At 64.0% G+C, this 17,394-nt stretch carries 14 protein-coding genes and 6 tRNA genes; 5 read left to right on the forward strand and 15 right to left on the reverse strand.

The genetic code is table 11. The annotated features are described in order from the left end of the window. Window positions 1-17: 17 nt before the first annotated feature. The gene (zipA, locus tag LRS53_RS13380) at window positions 18-917 is read right to left on the reverse strand and encodes a cell division protein ZipA (protein ID WP_231356231.1); all 900 of its coding nucleotides are present in this window, start codon (window positions 915-917) and stop codon (window positions 18-20) included. A gap of 205 nt (window positions 918-1,122) precedes the next feature. Next, entirely contained in the window at window positions 1,123-4,608 is a 3,486-nt protein-coding gene (smc, locus tag LRS53_RS13385; RefSeq protein ID WP_231356233.1) for a chromosome segregation protein SMC, read from the reverse strand. Between the two features lie 168 nt (window positions 4,609-4,776). On the opposite strand from smc, the gene LRS53_RS13390 reads away from it, so the two are divergent. After that, window positions 4,777-5,772, forward strand: a complete 996-nt coding sequence (locus tag LRS53_RS13390) for a sulfate ABC transporter substrate-binding protein (protein ID WP_231356234.1) — start codon at window positions 4,777-4,779, stop codon at window positions 5,770-5,772. A gap of 91 nt (window positions 5,773-5,863) precedes the next feature. Here the strand turns inward: LRS53_RS13390 and LRS53_RS13395 are convergent. From LRS53_RS13395 to LRS53_RS13420, 6 genes are all read right to left on the reverse strand, one after another. Continuing rightward, window positions 5,864-5,939, reverse strand: a tRNA-Gly gene (locus LRS53_RS13395). A 4-nt stretch (window positions 5,940-5,943) separates the two neighbouring features. Further along, window positions 5,944-6,019 (reverse strand) — tRNA-Glu (locus LRS53_RS13400). A 64-nt stretch (window positions 6,020-6,083) separates the two neighbouring features. Beyond that, window positions 6,084-6,159 (reverse strand) — tRNA-Gly (locus tag LRS53_RS13405). 4 nt (window positions 6,160-6,163) lie between these two features. Next, a tRNA-Glu gene (locus tag LRS53_RS13410) sits at window positions 6,164-6,239 on the reverse strand. A gap of 64 nt (window positions 6,240-6,303) precedes the next feature. Continuing rightward, window positions 6,304-6,379 (reverse strand) — tRNA-Gly (locus LRS53_RS13415). A 6-nt stretch (window positions 6,380-6,385) separates the two neighbouring features. Further along, window positions 6,386-6,461, reverse strand: a tRNA-Glu gene (locus LRS53_RS13420). Between the two features lie 171 nt (window positions 6,462-6,632). On the opposite strand from LRS53_RS13420, the gene LRS53_RS13425 reads away from it, so the two are divergent. Then, window positions 6,633-7,400: a hypothetical protein gene (locus LRS53_RS13425; protein WP_231356235.1), complete on the forward strand. Its 768-nt coding sequence runs from the start codon at window positions 6,633-6,635 to the stop codon at window positions 7,398-7,400. A 25-nt stretch (window positions 7,401-7,425) separates the two neighbouring features. Here LRS53_RS13425 and LRS53_RS13430 read toward each other — a convergent pair whose 3' ends face one another. The 4 genes from LRS53_RS13430 to msrB form a co-directional block, all read right to left on the reverse strand. Next, on the reverse strand, window positions 7,426-7,914 hold the full coding sequence (locus tag LRS53_RS13430; RefSeq protein ID WP_231356236.1) for a GAF domain-containing protein: 489 nt from the start codon (window positions 7,912-7,914) through the stop codon (window positions 7,426-7,428). Further along, the gene (locus LRS53_RS13435; RefSeq protein ID WP_231356237.1) at window positions 7,911-8,798 is read right to left on the reverse strand and encodes an ATP-binding protein; all 888 of its coding nucleotides are present in this window, start codon (window positions 8,796-8,798) and stop codon (window positions 7,911-7,913) included. Before LRS53_RS13435 ends, LRS53_RS13430 begins: the two co-directional genes overlap by 4 nt. A gap of 106 nt (window positions 8,799-8,904) precedes the next feature. Then, window positions 8,905-9,390 carry a glutathione peroxidase gene (locus LRS53_RS13440; protein ID WP_184290829.1) on the reverse strand — a complete coding sequence of 162 codons (486 nt, stop codon included), beginning with the start codon at window positions 9,388-9,390 and terminating at the stop codon, window positions 8,905-8,907. After that, on the reverse strand, window positions 9,387-9,788 hold the full coding sequence (gene msrB, locus LRS53_RS13445) for a peptide-methionine (R)-S-oxide reductase MsrB (RefSeq protein WP_093249097.1): 402 nt from the start codon (window positions 9,786-9,788) through the stop codon (window positions 9,387-9,389). Before msrB ends, LRS53_RS13440 begins: the two co-directional genes overlap by 4 nt. A gap of 156 nt (window positions 9,789-9,944) precedes the next feature. On the opposite strand from msrB, the gene LRS53_RS13450 reads away from it, so the two are divergent. Together LRS53_RS13450 and htpX are read left to right on the forward strand one after the other, a co-directional pair. Next, complete coding sequence (locus LRS53_RS13450) at window positions 9,945-11,156, forward strand: pyridoxal phosphate-dependent aminotransferase (RefSeq protein ID WP_017642581.1); 1,212 nt, start codon at window positions 9,945-9,947, stop codon at window positions 11,154-11,156. A gap of 193 nt (window positions 11,157-11,349) precedes the next feature. After that, a complete protein-coding gene (gene htpX / locus LRS53_RS13455; protein WP_017642582.1) occupies window positions 11,350-12,228 on the forward strand; it encodes a protease HtpX in 879 nt (292 codons plus the stop codon). 39 nt (window positions 12,229-12,267) lie between these two features. Here htpX and LRS53_RS13460 read toward each other — a convergent pair whose 3' ends face one another. Together LRS53_RS13460 and LRS53_RS13465 are read right to left on the reverse strand one after the other, a co-directional pair. Then, window positions 12,268-13,443 (reverse strand): vWA domain-containing protein, encoded by a 1,176-nt coding sequence (locus LRS53_RS13460; RefSeq protein WP_231356238.1) that lies wholly within the window; start codon window positions 13,441-13,443, stop codon window positions 12,268-12,270. Window positions 13,444-13,451: 8 nt separating this feature from the next. Beyond that, window positions 13,452-14,285 (reverse strand): AAA family ATPase, encoded by an 834-nt coding sequence (locus LRS53_RS13465; RefSeq protein ID WP_160923236.1) that lies wholly within the window; start codon window positions 14,283-14,285, stop codon window positions 13,452-13,454. A gap of 111 nt (window positions 14,286-14,396) precedes the next feature. Between LRS53_RS13465 and cysK the strand changes: the two genes are divergently transcribed. Beyond that, window positions 14,397-15,371, forward strand: coding sequence for a cysteine synthase A (cysK, locus tag LRS53_RS13470; protein ID WP_231356239.1), 975 nt, complete (start codon window positions 14,397-14,399; stop codon window positions 15,369-15,371). Between the two features lie 103 nt (window positions 15,372-15,474). On the opposite strand, the gene LRS53_RS13475 is transcribed toward cysK, so the two are convergent. Continuing rightward, on the reverse strand, window positions 15,475-17,331 hold the full coding sequence (locus LRS53_RS13475) for a SurA N-terminal domain-containing protein (RefSeq protein ID WP_231356240.1): 1,857 nt from the start codon (window positions 17,329-17,331) through the stop codon (window positions 15,475-15,477). Window positions 17,332-17,394: the final 63 nt, after the last annotated feature.

A 17,394-nucleotide genomic window follows, 5' to 3' on the forward strand; every position in this document is an offset into this window, starting at 1 on the left:
GGTTCGCTCCGGCGCGATCAACGCTTGAGCATCAGGCTCTTGCGTTCGAAATCGACGATGCGCTGGCGGTAGTGTTCGATGGTCTGGGCGGTCATGACGCTGCGCTGCTCGTCCTTCAGCTCGCCATTGAGTTCGGACGACAGCTTGCGCGCCGCGGCGACCATCAGGTCGAAGGCCTGCTTGGGATGGCGTGGACCGGGCAGACCCAGGAAGAAGCTCACCGCCGGGGTGTGGAAGTCGTCGATGGCATCCAGATCGAAGGTGCCCGGACGCACGGCGTTGGCCATGGAGAACAGCACCTCGCCATTGCCCGACATGCTCTCGTGGCGATGGAAGATGTCCATGTCGCCAAATCTCAGCCCGCTTTCGAGGATGTTCTGCAGCAGTGCCGGACCGGAGAAGCCCTTCTCGTCACGGGAGATCACGTTGATCACCAGCACCTCGTCCACCGGCGCCATGGCCGCCTGACTGTTGCCGCTGCTGCTGACGGGTTCGCTGACCGACTCGCGCTCGGGTGCCTTGCTGCTCAGCGGCTTTTCCTTGCGCGGCTTGTCGCGACCACGGGTCACGACTTCATCGGAATCGGCGGCCAGGCCTGCCAGGCTTTCATCGCTGGACAGATCGAAGCTGTCGGCACTGGGTTCTTCACGGCGTTCTTCACGACGCTTGCGCTGCGTGGAGCGCGGTGGCGTCGGCTCGCCCGGATCGTCCAGGGAAGGCTCCCTGGGTTCTAACACCCGCGTCGGACCGACGATTTCCGGATCCTCGTCTTCGTTTTCCGGCTGATTGTTCAACGACTGGTCAAGTTTGAACTTGAGCTTGCCCTTGCCGCTCATGCGACGCCAACCATCGAACAGAATACCGGCGATGACGATGACGCCGATGATGATCAGCCACTCGCGCAGACCCATATCCATGAAAAAGACATACCCCTGTGAAAATAATGGACCGACACCCGTCGGGAAACTTTGGAAAGTCGACGCTTGCGAGGTCTTTCCAAAACCTCCGAAACCTACGCCAAGTCAGTGTTCTTCTTAGCTTTTTCCACTTACCGCTAGCGCGGCCATAAGCTAGCACGACTGTTGCCAACTTTACACCGCCAAGCCGCGAGGCTGTGGGGCATTAGGCATCGACCATGGCCACGGCCTCTTCCACATCCACCGCGACCAGCCGTGAACAGCCCGGTTCATGCATGGTCACACCCAGCAACTGATCGGCCATCTCCATGGCGATCTTGTTGTGCGTGATGTAAATGAACTGCACCTTCTCCGACATGCTCTTGACCAGGCGGGCATAACGGCCGACGTTGGCGTCATCCAGGGGTGCATCCACTTCATCGAGCATGCAGAACGGCGCCGGATTCAACTGGAAGATGGCAAATACCAGAGCCAGAGCCGTCAGCGCCTTTTCACCGCCCGACAACAAATGTATGGTGCTGTTCTTCTTGCCCGGCGGACGTGCCATGATCGCAACCCCGGTATCGAGTAGATCTTCCCCGGTAAGTTCCAGGTAGGCACTGCCGCCACCGAAAACTTTTGGGAACAATGCCTGCAGGCCGTGATTGATCTGGTCGAAGGTATCCTTGAAGCGATTGCGGGTTTCCCGGTCGATCTTGCGGATGACGCTTTCCAGGGTCTCCAACGCTTCCACCAGATCGGCGTTTTGGGCGTCCAGATAGGTCTTGCGCTCGGCCTGCTGCTGATATTCGTCGATGGCCGCCAGGTTGATCGGTCCAAGCCGGCCGATCCGCGCCGCGACGGCTTCCAGCTGCTCCTCCCAGGCTGTCTCGCTGGCCTCCGCCGGCAGGGTCGCGATCACCGTCGGCAGGTCATAGCCATCGGCCGCCAACTGCTCGGCGAAGCCGCTGCGCCGGGTCGCCAAGCCCTGCCATTCCAGGCGATGCTGCTCCAACTGGCCGCGCAGCAGCGTCGCCTGCTGTTCCGCCTGCAGCCGCCGCCGCTCGAAATCGCGCAACTCCCGATCGGCATCTTCCAGCGCCAGGCGCGCCGTGCGCATTTCCTCGTCCACTTGTAGGCGCCGCTCCAGCAACTCCTCCAGGCGCAGCCGCAATTCGTCGAGGGGCTCGCCGCCCTCCTCTAGGTTGAGATGGAGCTGCTCGCAGCGCTCGCCGAGGCGTGTGGTCTGCAACTCCAGCCGCTCCAGCGCCTGGAGCGTCGACTGGCGCTGGGCTCTCAGGGTGGTCAGGCGCACCGTGAGCTGATGCAGTTGTTCCTGGGCCTGGCGCTGGCGCTGGCGCGCCGCCTCCACTGCCTGCCGGTGGCGGTCACGCTGCTCCTGCAATAGCGCGCGCTGCTCGGTATCCACCGCCATGGCATCGAGGGCGTCCTGCAGGCGCAGCCGGCATTCGCCCAACTCCTCCTGCTCACGCGCCAGTTGTTGCTCGACGTCCTGGAGATCGGCCTCCAGTTGCTGCCGACGGATGCTCAGTTGCTCGGCCCGTGCCTGCTGGGCAGAGAGCCGGGCACGGGATTCGGCCAGCCGCTGCTGCTCCTGCTGTTGGCGCCGCCGCGCCTCTTCGCGTTCGCTTTCCAGACGTTGCTGGGCCGCGCGACGATCCTCCAGTCGCTCCTCCTGAAGGGCGAGCGCCTCGCTCAGCTCCAGGCGTCGCGCCTGCAGCTCCTCCAGTTCGCGGCCGCGCGCCAGGACACTGCCCTCGGCGGCCTGGGCCCGCCGCACACGTAGGAAATGCCGGGAGAGCCAGTAGCCTTCCGGGGTGATGAGACTTTGCCCGGGGGCGAGGGCCGCCCTTCGTGCCAGGGCTTCGTCGTAGCTCTGGGCAATCAGCACCTGACCCAGCCAGGGCGACAGGTCGCGCGGCGCCTGCACCTGCTCCAACAGGCTGCCGGCGGCGACCGGCAGCGAGCCGGGCAGCGCCAGATTCAAGGCACCGCTGGCAAAGGTAGCGAGACGCAGAGGCGCCAGGTCATCCAGGCAGACCGCCTGCAGGTCGCTGCCGAGGACGGTCTCCACCGCCAGCTCCCAACCGGGGGTGACCTGGACATCGTCCGCCAGCTGTGGCGCCTGGTCGAGCCCTTCGGCTTCGAGCCACTGGGCTACACCGGTTGCGGGAGCGAGGGCCGCCTGCTGCAGGGCCTCCAGCGAGGCGATGCGGCCTTCGAGCCGCTGCAATTCGCCCTGGCGCTGACTCTGTTCCCCCGCCAGCGCCAGCAATTCTTCGCGCAACCGTTGCAGCCCATCCGCGACCTGCAACTCCTGCTCGGCCAGGCCCTCCAGCAGCAACTCGTCCTCGGCGATCTGCTCTTCCAGCATGACCAGACGCTCGGAAGGCCCGTCCTCGCCCAGCAGGGTGCGCTCGTCGCGCAGCCGGCGCTGCCGGTCCATGCCGCGCTCCAGGCTCTGCTCCAGCGAGCGGATGCGCGCCTGCTGCACATCGGCCTCCCGTTGCGGCTCGACACTCGCCGCGCTGAGCGCCTCCCAGCGTTGCTGCCAGTCCGCCAGGGCCAGCTCCGCCTCTTCCAGCGCGGCACCGCCCTCCTCACCCAACTCCCGGGCCGCCTCTTCCTCGGGTTCGAGCATCGCCAGCTCTTCCTCGAAGGTGGCGAGCAGCACCCGGTCGTGTTCCAAATGGGATTCGGCCTCGCTACGGGCCTGTTCGGCTTCGCGCAGATCGTCCTGCAACTGGCGCTGGCGCTGCTGACCGTGTTGGATGGTCTGCTCCAGGCGGGCGATGTCACCACCCAGGGAGTAGAAGCGGCCCTGCACCAGGTTGAAGGCTTCGCTCAATTCATGATGGCCATCGCGCAGTCTTTCGATGCCGGCGTCCGCCTGGCGCTGTTCGGCGGTCAGGGCTTCGAGGGCCGTCTCCTGGTCGCGGATCACCTTTTCGCGCTGCTCGACGCGGCCATCCAGCTCGCGCCAGCGCACCGCCTGCAATTGCGCCTTGAGTTGCCGTTCCTCCTGCTTGAACGCCTGGAAGCGCTCGGCCGACTGCGCCTGGCGATGCAGCCGCTCCAGCTGCCGCTCCAGCTCCTCGCGCAGGTCGGTGAGGCGGGCGAGGTTCTCCTGGGTGCGGCGAATGCGATTCTCGGTCTCGCGCCGCCGCTCCTTGTACTTGGAGATGCCCGCGGCCTCCTCGATGTAGTGCCGCAGATCCTCCGGGCGCGCCTCGATCAACTTGGAGATCATCCCCTGCTCGATGATCGAATAGCTGCGCGGCCCCAGGCCGGTGCCGAGGAAGATATCGGTGATGTCGCGCCGACGGCACTTGGTGCCGTTGAGGAAATAGGTGTTCTGGCCCTCGCGGGTCACCCGGCGGCGGATGGAGATCTCCGCGTAGCTCGCGTATTCGCCCACTAGGGTGTGGTCGGAGTTGTCGAAGATCAGCTCGATGGAGGCCTGGGATACCGGCTTGCGACTGTTGGAGCCATTGAAGATGACGTCCGTCATCGACTCGCCACGCAGATTCTTGGCCGAGCTCTCGCCCATCACCCAGCGTACGGCGTCGATGATGTTCGACTTGCCGCAACCGTTGGGACCGACCACCGCTGCCATGTTGCTCGGGAAATTCACCGTCGTCGGATCGACGAAGGATTTGAATCCCGCCAGCTTGATCGACCTCAACCGCATATCAGGAGCCCTTGTTCACCGCGCCGTGCCCAACCGCAGGCGAAAGGGCGAAAGTCTACCATTGGCGGCCACGACTGCCGTCGCTGAGCATGAGCTTATTTCCAGCCGTTCTGCACGCCGCCGGGGCGACAGGCTATAGTCCTGCACCCCCAATCGCAGGATGCCCCCATGAAGATCCTTCGCTTCACCCTGCTCGCCGCCGCCCTGGCGGCCAGCGCCCAGGCCCTCGCCGCGCCGCCGCTGCTCAACGTCTCCTACGACGTCATGCGTGACTTCTACAAGGACTACAACCCGGCCTTCCAGGCACACTGGAAAGCCGAGCACGGCGACACGCCCGTGATCCAGATGTCCCATGGCGGCTCCAGCAAGCAGGCCCGCTCGGTCATCGACGGCCTGCAGGCCGACGTCATCACCATGAATCAGGCCACCGACATCCAGGCCCTGGCCGATCGCGGCCTGGTGCCCAAGGACTGGGAAACCCGCCTGCCCGATCGCAGCGCGCCCTTCACCTCGGCCACGGTGCTCATCGTGCGCCAGGGCAATCCCAAGGGCATCCATGACTGGTCCGATCTGCTCAAGGACGGCGTCCAGGTGATCGTGCCCAATCCCAAGACCTCCGGGAACGGTCGCTACACCTACCTCTCCGCCTGGACCTACGCCCTGCGCCAACCGGGTGGTGACGAGCAGAAGGCCCGCGGCTTCGTCGCCGAGCTGTTCAAGCACGTGCCCATCCTGGATACCGGCGGTCGCGCCGCCACCACCACCTTCATGAAGAACCAGCAGGGCGATGTCCTGGTGACCTTCGAGAACGAAGCCGAGATGATCGCCCGGGAATTCGGCCGGGGCGGCTTCGAGGTGGTCTACCCGAGCATCTCGGTGCAGGCCGAGCCGCCGGTGAGCGTGGTCGACAGTGTCGTCGACAAGAAAGGTACTCGCGCCGAGGCCGAGGACTACCTCAGGTATCTCTGGTCCGAAGAAGGCCAGAAGATCGCCGCGGACAACTTCCTGCGACCGCGCAATGCCCAGATCCTGGCGCAGTACGCCGATCGCTTTCCCAAGCTCGAACTGATCGATGCGCAGAAGGAATTCGGTCCCTGGAGTGGCATCCAGAAGACCCATTTCGCCGATGGCGGGGTCTTCGACCAGATCTATACGCCCCAGTGACAGGCTCGCGCCCGGCCAGGTGCCGGGCGTCTGGCAGGCCGGAAAGACACGCACACAAAAACACCGCCCTGAGGCGGTGTCTTTGTTTATTTGGAGCGGGAAACGAGACTCGAACTCGCGACCCCGACCTTGGCAAGGTCGTGCTCTACCAACTGAGCTATTCCCGCAATGTGGCGTCCCCTAGGGGACTCGAACCCCTGTTACCGCCGTGAAAGGGCGGTGTCCTAGGCCACTAGACGAAGGGGACGAAACCTCTTTCCGCAAGGCCTTTCACCTCGCATCCCACTGTCATGAAACCGTGAGATTGTGTTTGGAGCGGGAAACGAGACTCGAACTCGCGACCCCGACCTTGGCAAGGTCGTGCTCTACCAACTGAGCTATTCCCGCAATATGGCGTCCCCTAGGGGACTCGAACCCCTGTTACCGCCGTGAAAGGGCGGTGTCCTAGGCCACTAGACGAAGGGGACGAAACCTCTTTCCGCAAGGCCTTTCACCCTGCATCCGCCCGCCCTGAGGCAACCGGACTGTATTTGGAGCGGGAAACGAGACTCGAACTCGCGACCCCGACCTTGGCAAGGTCGTGCTCTACCAACTGAGCTATTCCCGCAATTTTTGGCGTCCCCTAGGGGACTCGAACCCCTGTTACCGCCGTGAAAGGGCGGTGTCCTAGGCCACTAGACGAAGGGGACCAGGTAGAATCCCTGAGGACTCTGGCCTACCACTCGGCTGACGCTTGCCGCCGTTGGGAGTGCGCGCATTCTAGGGAGCCTTACCCTGGGCGTCAATAGCTGATTAAATACTTTTCAAATCAACGACTTCGCTCGCACGACAAACGGCGGGCAAGCACCATGGAGAAGGTCATGTCCTCAACGATGATTGCAGCGGTAGTGGGACTTGGCATCCTCTTGTTGATCATGATCGCCTTCGTCAACCAGAAGCTCGAAGCGGGCCGCTTGGAAAAGCAGCGCCTGGTCGCCGACCTCACCGACCGCATCAAGCGCTGCGCCCAGTTGGGCAGCAGTCTGCCCGGCCAGCTGATGACCCCCGCGCTCAAGCAGCTGTTCCACCGTATCGAACTCGGCCTGATCGCCCGCCTTGCCGCCCTGCAAGCCCCTTCCGCCGGCCTTACCGCACGCAAGACCGAACTGGAAGAAGCCCTGGCCAAGGGCGATGACATCGAACTCACCAATGCCGCCAGGCCAGTGCATACCGAGGCGCGGGTCAAGGAAGTTCGTGGCTATATGGAGATGCTGCACGCACTCGTCGCCCATGCCAATCAGATCGGCATTTTGGACGGCCAGGAAGCCCAGCGCTGGGTGGGCGAGATGCGCTACCTGCTCACGGCCACCTATGTGGAGTTCTTTCGCTACCAGGCCGAACAGCAGATCAAGAGCGAACACTATATCCAGGCACGCCAGTCGTACGAACGGGCGATCATGCAGATCCGCAAGCAACAGCAACCCGAGCGCTATACCGAGTTGCTGGCCTATCTGGAAGAGCAGATTGCCCAGGTGAAACGCCAACAGAGCGAACTGGTCGAGCAGGCCAGCAGCAGCGCCAACGAGTTGTCGGATAGCGTGGACACGCTCAAGGACGACAGCTGGCGCAAGAAGAACGACTACGAGTGAGGGCTTCCCTGCCCTCCCCCGCCGATCAGCAATCGGTCGCGGCCAGAAAGGCCTCTACCATGGCTTCGATACCCGCCTGATCCGCCGCGCTGAAGCGCGCCGGATGCGGGCTGTCCAGATCCAGCACGCCGATCAGGCGACCGTCCTGCACCAGCGGCACCACCAGTTCGCTGCGCGAGGCCGCGTCACAGGCGATATGCCCGGGAAAGGCGTGGACATCCTCGACGCGCTGGGTGCGGCGCTCCCGGGCGGCCGCGCCGCACACGCCCTTGTTGAAGGGAATGCGCATGCAGGCCACCTTGCCCTGGAAGGGGCCGAGCAGCAGCTGGTCTTCACCCTCGACGAAATAGAAGCCGGCCCAGTTCAGGTCCGGCACTTCCTGATAGATGAAGGCCGACAACTGGGCGGCATTGGCCACCAGGTTGCGCTCACCGGCCAGCAGGGCTTCCACCTGAGCGGCCAGCATGGCGTAGCCCTCGAGTCCTGCCCCTACGCCCGTCAGTTCTACGGTCATGCGTTCTCCAACAGTTTGAGCCCGACCCATTGGCGGGCGAATTGATAGGCACAACGGCCATTGCGGTTGCCGCGACCGGACGCCCAGCGGATGGCTTCGCGATCCGCCTCTTCGGACCACTCCAGCTGCAGGCCGGACTTGCCGGCCAGGGTCGTGCACCAGTGGCGCACCACGGCTAGGTAGTGATCCTGGGTGAAGGGATAGAAGGACAGCCACAGTCCGAAACGATCCGACAGGGCGATCTTGTCCTCGGCCGCTTCGCTGGGGTGCAGCTCGCCGTCGACGTGCTCCCAGTTGGCGTTGTCGCTCTGCCGCTCCGCCACCAGATGACGGCGGTTGGAGGTGGCGTAGAGGACCACGTTGTCCGGCGCCTGCTCCAGGGAGCCATCCAGCACGCTCTTGAGCACCCGGTAATCGTCGCTGCCGGAATCGAAGGACAGGTCATCGCAGAACACCACGAAACGCTGTGGCTGGCCGGCGAGCTGTTCCACGGCGCGGGGCAGATCGGCCAGGTCGTCGCGCTCGATTTCGATCAGGCGCAGGCCCTGCCCGGCATACTCCGCCAACAGCGCCCGGATCAGCGACGACTTGCCGGTGCCACGCGCGCCCCACAGCAGACTGTGGTTGGCCGGCAGCCCGGCCACGAACTGGCGGGTGTTACGGGCGAGCTGGTCACGCTGCCGATCGATACCCAGCAGGTCGGCCAGGTGCAATTCCAGATTGACGTCGAGCGGCTGCAGATAGCCGCCATGGCCTTCCCGGCGCCAGCGCGCCGCATAGCAGTGCTGCCAGTCCAGCGGCTCGCGACGATGGGGCAACAGGGGTTCGAGGCGCTCCAGCACCTGCCGTGCGTGGAGCAGAAAGTCTTCTAGGGAGGCATTCACAGGGATGATCCTTGACGACGAAAAAAGAAGGCGGGTCAGCCGCCCTTAAAGCCACACATTATCGTATGACTTTTACCGCCCAGACAAAGTCTGGACGGATAGCCTGCTAGGACGCCAGCGCCTGGCGGACATGCTTTTCCAGCTGGGAAGGACGGGTGATGGGCGCGAAGCGCTGGACGCGCCCCTGGGCCGGCGTGACGAGGAACTTGGTGAAGTTCCAGCGGATGGCGCCTCCCAACAAGCCCGGCGCCGCCTGCTTGAGCGCCACGAACAGCGGATGGGCGCCGTCGCCATTTACGTCGAGCTTGGCCATCACCGGAAAGCTGACATTGAAGCGGGTCAGGCAAAAGGTCTGGATCTCGGCATTGCTACCTGGCTCCTGACCACCGAACTGATTGCAGGGAAAGACGATCACCCGCAGTCCCTCGGCCAGATAGCGCTGCTGCAGCGCCTCGAGGCCGTCGTACTGACGGGTGAAGCCGCAACGACTGGCGGTATTGACCACCAGGTAGGCCCGCGCCGGCCAATCGGCCAGACAGGCCCGCTGGCCATCGGCGGTCTCGAACGGCACGCTGAGGAGGTCCCTGATCACGCGGAGGCCCTGGGTTGCAACTGTAGCGCCACCGAGTTGATGCAATAGCGCAGACCGGTCGGCGGTGGACCGTCGGGGAAGACATGCCCCAGGTGGGCATCGCAGCGGGCGCAGAGCACCTCTATGCGCTGCATGCCGTGGCTGAAGTCTTCCTTTTCCCGCACCGCCTCGGCATCGATGGGCGCGTAATAGCTGGGCCAGCCGCAGCCGGAGTCGAACTTGGTGCTGGAGTCGAACAGTGCCAGCTCGCAGCAGGCGCAATGATAGACGCCAGGCGTCTTGGTGTTGCAGTAGGCACCGGTATAGGGTCTTTCGGTGGCGGCCAGGCGACAGACGCGAAACTGATCGTCGGTCAGGCGCTCACGCCAGTCTTCCGGGCTACGCTGTACTTTTTCCATGATGACCTCTCTGGATGCCGGCGCATCTTTTGTAACAGGCGATGCGGCCGTATGATTCCCGCTCAGTCTGGCATCCACCCGCGGATGCTGCCAAGCGCCGGTCGGCGTCCGTCCCCGCCGAGTCTTACTCGCCCCTTTTCCAGGATTCATTTCCCCATGCAGGTCTCCAAGTCGAACAAGCTCGCCAATGTCTGCTACGACATCCGCGGCCCGGTCCTCAAGCATGCCAAGCGCCTCGAAGAGGAAGGCCATCGCATCCTGAAGCTCAACATCGGCAATCCGGCGCCCTTCGGCTTCGAGGCGCCCGAGGAGATCCTGCAGGACGTCATCCGCAATCTGCCGACCGCCCAGGGCTACAGCGACTCCAAGGGCCTGTTCAGCGCGCGCAAGGCGGTGATGCAGTACTGCCAGCAGAAGCGCATCGAGGGTGTCGGTATCGAGGACATCTACCTGGGCAACGGCGTCTCCGAGCTGATCGTCATGGCCATGCAGGCCTTGCTCAACAACAACGACGAGGTGCTGATCCCGGCTCCCGACTATCCACTGTGGACCGCCGCGGTCAGCCTGGCCGGCGGCAAGCCGGTGCACTATCTGTGCGACGAGCAGGCCGGCTGGTTCCCCGACCTGGCCGACATGGAAGCCAAGATCACCAGCAACACCAAGGCGCTGGTGCTGATCAACCCGAACAATCCCACCGGCGCGGTCTATTCCAAGGAGGTGCTGGAAGGCATCGTCGAACTGGCGCGGCGGCACAACCTGGTGCTGTTCTCCGACGAGATCTACGACAAGATCCTCTACGACGAAGCCCAGCACATCTCCACCGCCTCCCTGGCGCCGGACGTCCTGTGCCTGACCTTCAACGGCCTGTCCAAGTCCTATCGCGTCGCCGGTTTCCGTTCGGGCTGGCTGATCGTCTCGGGCCCCAAGCACCGCGCCCACAGCTATATCGAAGGCCTCGACATCCTGGCCAACATGCGCCTGTGCGCCAACGTGCCGGCCCAGCACGCGATCCAGACCGCTCTCGGCGGCTACCAGAGCATCAACGACCTGGTGCTGCCGCACGGACGCCTGCTGGAGCAGCGTAATCGCACCTGGGAACTGCTCAATGACATCCCCGGCGTCAGCTGCGTGAAGCCGATGGGCGCGCTCTATGCCTTCCCGCGGATCGATCCCAAGGTCTGCCCCATCCACAACGACGAGAAATTCGTTCTCGACCTGCTGCTCTCGGAAAAGCTGCTGGTGGTCCAGGGCACTGCCTTCAACTGGCCCTGGCCCGACCACTTCCGGGTCGTCACCCTGCCCCGCGTCGATGATCTGGAACAGGCCATCGGCCGCATCGGCAACTTCCTTGGTGGCTACGCCCAGTAGCGGCAAAGCATTTCCGGGTCTTTCATCGGTTGACGCGCCTCGCGGCGTCAACCGGCGCAGGCACTCGCGCGACAGCCGCCAGCAGTTTCGCCAGCCCCCAGACGACACAGTTTGCAATAGTGGAAACATTGAATGGATCGGGGCCGAACCTTATATAGCCGGCAGATAAACCTGTGAGGAGCTATACCCCACCATGATGCGCATTCTGTTGTTTCTGGCTACCAACCTGGCGGTGCTGATCGTTGCCAGCATCACCTTGAAGGTGCTTGGCGTGGATCGCTACACCGGTCAGAACTATGGCAGTCTGCTGGTGTTCTGTGCCGTGTTCGGCTTTGCCGGCTCGCTGATCTCGCTGTTCATCTCCAAGTGGATGGCGAAGATGAGTACCCGTACCGAGGTCATCAGCCAACCGCGTACCCGCCATGAGCAGTGGCTGCTGCAGACCGTCGAGGAATTGGCCCGCGAAGCCGGCATCAAGACCCCCGAGGTCGGTATCTTCCCGGCCTACGAGGCCAACGCCTTCGCCACCGGCTGGAACCGTAACGACGCCCTCGTCGCGGTGAGCCAGGGCCTGCTGGAGCGCTTCTCGCCCGACGAGGTGCGCGCGGTGCTGGCCCACGAGATCGGTCACGTCGCCAACGGCGACATGGTGACCCTGGCGCTGATCCAGGGCGTGGTGAACACCTTCGTGATGTTCTTCGCGCGGATCTTCGGCAACTTCGTCGACAAGGCCATCTTCAAGAATGAGGAAGGCCACGGCATCGCCTATTTCGTGACCACCATCATCGCCGAACTGGTCCTGGGTATCCTGGCCAGCATCATCGTCATGTGGTTCTCGCGCAAACGCGAATTCCGCGCCGACGAAGCCGGTGCCCGCCTGGCTGGCCCCAACGCCATGATCGGCGCCCTGCAGCGCCTGCGTGCCGAGCAGGGTATCCCGGTGCAGATGCCCGACACCCTGAACGCCTTCGGCATCAACGGCTCGCTGAAGAACGGTCTGGCCGGTCTGCTGATGAGCCACCCGCCGCTGGAAGACCGCATCGAGGCCCTGCGCCGCTACGGTCAGCGCTAAGCGCGAGCGATGAAAAAACCCGGCTTCGGCCGGGTTTTTTCATGGGCGGGTCAAGGATCGGATGGCATCGCCCAGCCCCTCGCCGGTCAAGGGAAACATCCGCTGGGCCATGAGTTCGCGCAGCAACTGGATCGAGGTGCTGCTGGCCCAGCCATCCTGCGGATAGGGATTGAGCCAGACCGCCCGTGGGAAGTGCTGGCAGAGTCTCTGTATCCACAGGGCACCGGGCTCTTCGTTCCAGTGCTCGACGCTGCCACCTGGATGGGTGATCTCGTAGGGCCCCATACTGGCGTCGCCGACGATCACCAAGCGGTAGTCCGCGCCATAGCGGCGCAGCAGTTCGGCGGTATTCAGCCCTTCCTCATGGCGCCGGGCATTGTCACGCCAGACGCGTTCATAGACGCAATTGTGGAAGTAGTAGTACTCCAGGTGGCGAAACTCCAGGCGACAGGCGCTGAACAACTCGCTGCACAGGCGCACATGCAGATCCATGGAACCGCCGACATCGAGCAGCAGGAGCACCTTGGTGGCGTTGTGTCGTTCAGGGCGATAGCGCACGTCCAGCAACCCGCCCTCCCGCGCCGTGGCGGCAACGGTCTCATCCAGATCGAACTCCGCCGCCGCACCCTGGCGAGCGAAGCGCCGCAGCCGCCGCAGGGCCAATTGCAGATTGCGCCGATCCAGGGGCGCGCGATCGTCCAGATTGCGATAGTCACGCTGTTCCCAGACCTTGGCCGCCCGCCCCTGGCGGGTACCGGCCTCGCCGACGCGCACACCGAAGGGATTGTAGCCACCGCTGCCGAAGGGACTGGTGCCACCCGTGCCGACCCATTTGTTGCCACCGGCGTGCCGCTCGCGCTGCTCGGCGAGGCGCTGCTGCAGAGTTTCGAGCAGTTCGTCGAGGCCGCCCAGGGCCTGGAGTCGCTGGCGGTCCTCTTCCGACAGCAAGCGCTGGAACTCCAGCCGCAACCAGTCCGCGGGAATCGCCTTGGTCTCCGCCAGACGTTCGGACCTGGCCAGCTCGCCGGCATAGACCTGATCGAAGCGGTCGAAGAAGCGCTCGTCCTTGACCAGCACGGCACGGGCCAGCAGATAGAAGGCGTCTGGATCGGCCACTGCCAGGCCCGCATCCAGGGCGGCGTGCAGATCCAGCAGTTCGCCCAGGGACACCGGAATGCCGGCGGCCCTGAGTCGGGTGAAGAAGTCGAGGAACATGCCCGCCCTCAGCTCCGCCGGCGGCGCATGAAGGCCTGGCGTTCGAGCAACTGCAGATCTTGCTCGTTTTTCAGCAGGGCGCCCGCCAGCGGCGGCAGGCCACCCTCGCCGTGCAGGGCCCGCTGCGCCGCCTCATCGCCCAGCAACAGGGCCAGCCAGTCCACCAGTTCCGAGGTGGACGGCTTCTTCTTCAACCCCGGCACGCTGCGCAGGTCGAGAAAGAGATCCAGGGCCTCCTTGATCAGGCGCGCCTGAAGGTCGGGGTAATGCACCTGGACGATACGCTCAAGGGTCTCCCGCTCCGGGAAGCGGATGAAATGAAAGAAGCAACGACGCAGGAAGGCGTCCGGTAGCTCCTTTTCGTTGTTGGAGGTGATGATGATCACCGGTCGTCGCTGGGCGCGGATGGTCTCGCCCGTCTCGTAGACATGGAATTCCATGCGATCGAGTTCCAGCAACAGGTCATTGGGAAACTCGATGTCGGCCTTGTCGATCTCGTCGATCAAGAGCACCACTGGATCCTCGGCGGTGAAGGCGTCCCACAGCTTGCCGGGCTTGATGTAGTTCGCCACCTCCTGCACCCGGGGATCCCCGAGCTGGGAATCGCGCAGGCGACTCACGGCATCGTATTCATAGAGGCCTTGCTGGGCCTTGGTGGTGGACTTGACGTGCCAGGTGATAAGACGTGCGCCCTGGCTCTCGGCTACCTGCTCGGCCAGCAGCGTCTTGCCAGTGCCCGGCTCGCCCTTCACCAGCAGCGGACGTCCCAGCTGAATGGCGGCATTGACCGCCAGACTGAGCTCGGCCGTGGCCACATAACGCTCGGTACCCTGAAAGGCCATCATCTATCCTCTGGCAGCTGTTTCGCCTGACGATAACACGCCGTGCCTGGGCTGGACGCCATCGTACGCAAGGCCTAGGCTGCGAGTTTTCCGCGCCGTACAGGATCCGCCATGAGCCGCATCTTCGCTGACAACGCCCAGTCCATCGGCAACACGCCACTGGTCTACATCAACCGCCTCGGCCCCAAGGGCGTCACCCTGCTCGCCAAGATCGAGGGGCGCAATCCGGGCTATTCGGTCAAATGCCGCATCGGTGCCAACCTGATCTGGGACGCCGAAGCCAAGGGCCTGCTCAAGCCTGGCATGAGTCTGGTGGAGCCGACCTCGGGCAACACCGGTATCGGCCTGGCCTATGTCGCCGCCGCCCGTGGTTATCGCCTGGTGCTGACCATGCCGGCCTCCATGAGCCTGGAGCGGCGCAAGGTGCTCAAGGCGCTGGGGGCGGAGCTGGTGCTGACCGAGCCGGCCAAGGGCATGAAGGGCGCCATCGAGAAGGCCCGGGAAATCGCCGAGAGTGAGCCCGATCGCTACTTCATGCCACAGCAATTCGACAACCCGGCCAACCCGGCCATCCACGAGAAGACCACCGGCCCGGAAATCTGGAACGACACCGATGGCGCCATCGACGTGCTGGTGGCCGGCGTCGGTACCGGTGGCACCCTGACCGGCATCTCGCGCTTCATCAAGAACACCAAGGGCAAGCCGATCCTTTCGGTCGCGGTGGAGCCGGAGGCCTCGCCGGTCATCAGCCAGACCCTCGCCGGTGCCGAGGTGAAACCCAGCCCGCACAAGATCCAGGGCATCGGCGCCGGCTTCGTACCCGGCAACCTGGACCTCGCCATGGTCGATCGCGTCGAGCAGGTCAGCGATGAACAGGCCAAGCTGATGGCCCAGCGCCTGATGCGTGAGGAAGGCATTCTCTGTGGCATTTCCTGCGGCGCCGCCATGGCCGCCGCGGTGCGGTTGGCCGAGACCCCGGAGATGCAGGGCAAGACCCTCGTGGTCATCCTGCCGGACTCCGGCGAGCGCTATCTGTCGACGATGCTCTTCGATGGCCTGTTCGACGAGCAGGAGTTGGTCCAGTAAGACCTCGAGGCAACTGCCCCCCTCCCTCCCGGAGGCGCTCGACAGGCACGGACACCTTTGTCGCCACCCAAGAAAAAGCCCGGTTTCCCGGGCTTTTTTCGTATCAGAGATGCTTGATCTCGGCCTTGGCATCCAGGGCTCGACGGTAGGCCGCGAAATCGACCTGCCCGGCTCGCGAGGCCAAGTAGCGACGATACAACGCCTTGTCCTCGGCGCTCAGGGCTTCCTTGGGTACGCCTACCCCCTGCAGACGGATCAGGACAAAGTCACCGTTCTGCAGGCTGATGCCGGCATAGGACGGCTTGTCGGCTTCCGGCTTGGCCATGCGGAATGCGGCCTGCAGCACCTGGGGATCGACGCCCTCCTGGTTGCGCGTGGCGGCTTCGACGGTGCGCCAGTCACCCGCGGCGGCCTTGCCGCCGGCACGCAACGCCTTGAGCTGCTCTTCGCCGGCCTGCTTGGCTACGGCTGCGGCCTTTTCCTGGGTCAGGCGGGTCACGATCTCTTTCTTGACCGCATCCAGGGGTTGCAGCTGCGGCGTGCGGTGCTCCTTGTCACGGATCACCACCAGGGTCTCCGGGTCGAGCTGCAGGGCGGTGCTGTTGGCACCGTTACGCAGGACGTCTTCGCTGAAGGCCGCCTCGATCACCTGGCGGTTGGCGGTCAACCCCTCGCCACCTTCGCGACCGAAGGGTGCGCTGGTCTTGACCTGCAGACCCAGCTCCTGGGCCGGCTGGCTCAGGTCGGAGGATTCGTATGCGGAGCTTTCCAGCTTGCGGCCCGCTTCCACGAACAGGCGGTCGGCGTCTTCCGCCTTGAGCTGCTGTTCCAGACGCGGCCGGACACTGGCCAGGGTAGGCACTTCCGGCGCCTGGACGCCCTGCAGCTTGATCAGGTGCCAGCCAAAGCTGGTACGCACCGGTGCCGAAACCTGTTGCGGTGCCAGGGCGTACAGTGCCTCTTCGAAGGCCGGATCATAGACGCCGCGACCGGCAAAGCCGAGGTCACCGCCATTGGCCGCCGAACCCGGATCCTGGGAGAACTCCTTGGCCAGCGTGGCGAAATCTTCACCCTTGTTCAGGCGCTCCTGGATCTGCTGGATCTTGGCTTTGGCCTGCTCATCATTCTGCTTGTCGTTGACCTCGATGAGGATGTGAGCGGCGTCACGCTGCTCCGACAGATTGGCGATCTCGGACTTGTAGGCGGCCTGCAGGCGGCTTTCGTCGACCTTGGCCTTGGCCAGGAAGGCGGCCTTCTTCAGCTCGACGTACTCGATGACTACCTGCTCAGGCGTCATGAAGGCGTTCTTGTGGCTGTCGTAGTAGGCCTGGATCTCGTCCTGGGTCGGCGTGATGCCAGCCGGCGAGGCCTTGACGGTACGCATGGCGAAATCGCGGGTCTGACGCTCGAGCGCGGCGAAGGCCTCGATATCGGCATCGGTGACGAAATTGCTGCCGACGATACCGGCACGCAGCTGACCGATCAGCATTTCGTCACGCAGCAGATCGCGGAATTGCAGGCGGTTGTAGTTCATCTGGCGAACGGCCTGATCGAAGCGCTGGGGATCGAAACGCCCTTCGGTCTGGAATTCGGGGGTGTTGAGGATCAACTGATCCAGTGCCTGCTCGGAGAAGGCGAAGCGATCGGCCTTGGCGCTCTGCAGCAGCAGTTGCTTGTCGATGAGTGCCTTGAGGGCGGATTCGCGCAGCAACCGGTCATCCAGGGTGGACGGATCGAAGCCCTGCCCCAGTTGTTGCTGCAGCTGGCGACGCTGCATTTCCACGGCCTGGGCCAGCTCCGTCTGCTTGATCTCGTCGCCATTGACCAGGGCGACGGCACCCTGGTGACCCGTGGCGCGGATGATCGCTTCGAAGCCGGTCAGCGCCATCAGCAGGATGATGAATCCGATGATGACTTTGGCAATCCATCCCTGCGAACGGTCCCTGATGTTTTGTAGCATGTTCCCCCCACGAGCTGTGGCCAGACCGGCCATGGCGAAATCGTCGAATAGCAAATAGCGAAA

The organism is Pseudomonas sp. PLB05 (assembly GCF_021106615.1).
In the GTDB taxonomy this organism is placed as follows: Bacteria; Pseudomonadota; Gammaproteobacteria; order Pseudomonadales; family Pseudomonadaceae; genus Chryseomonas; species Chryseomonas benzopyrenica.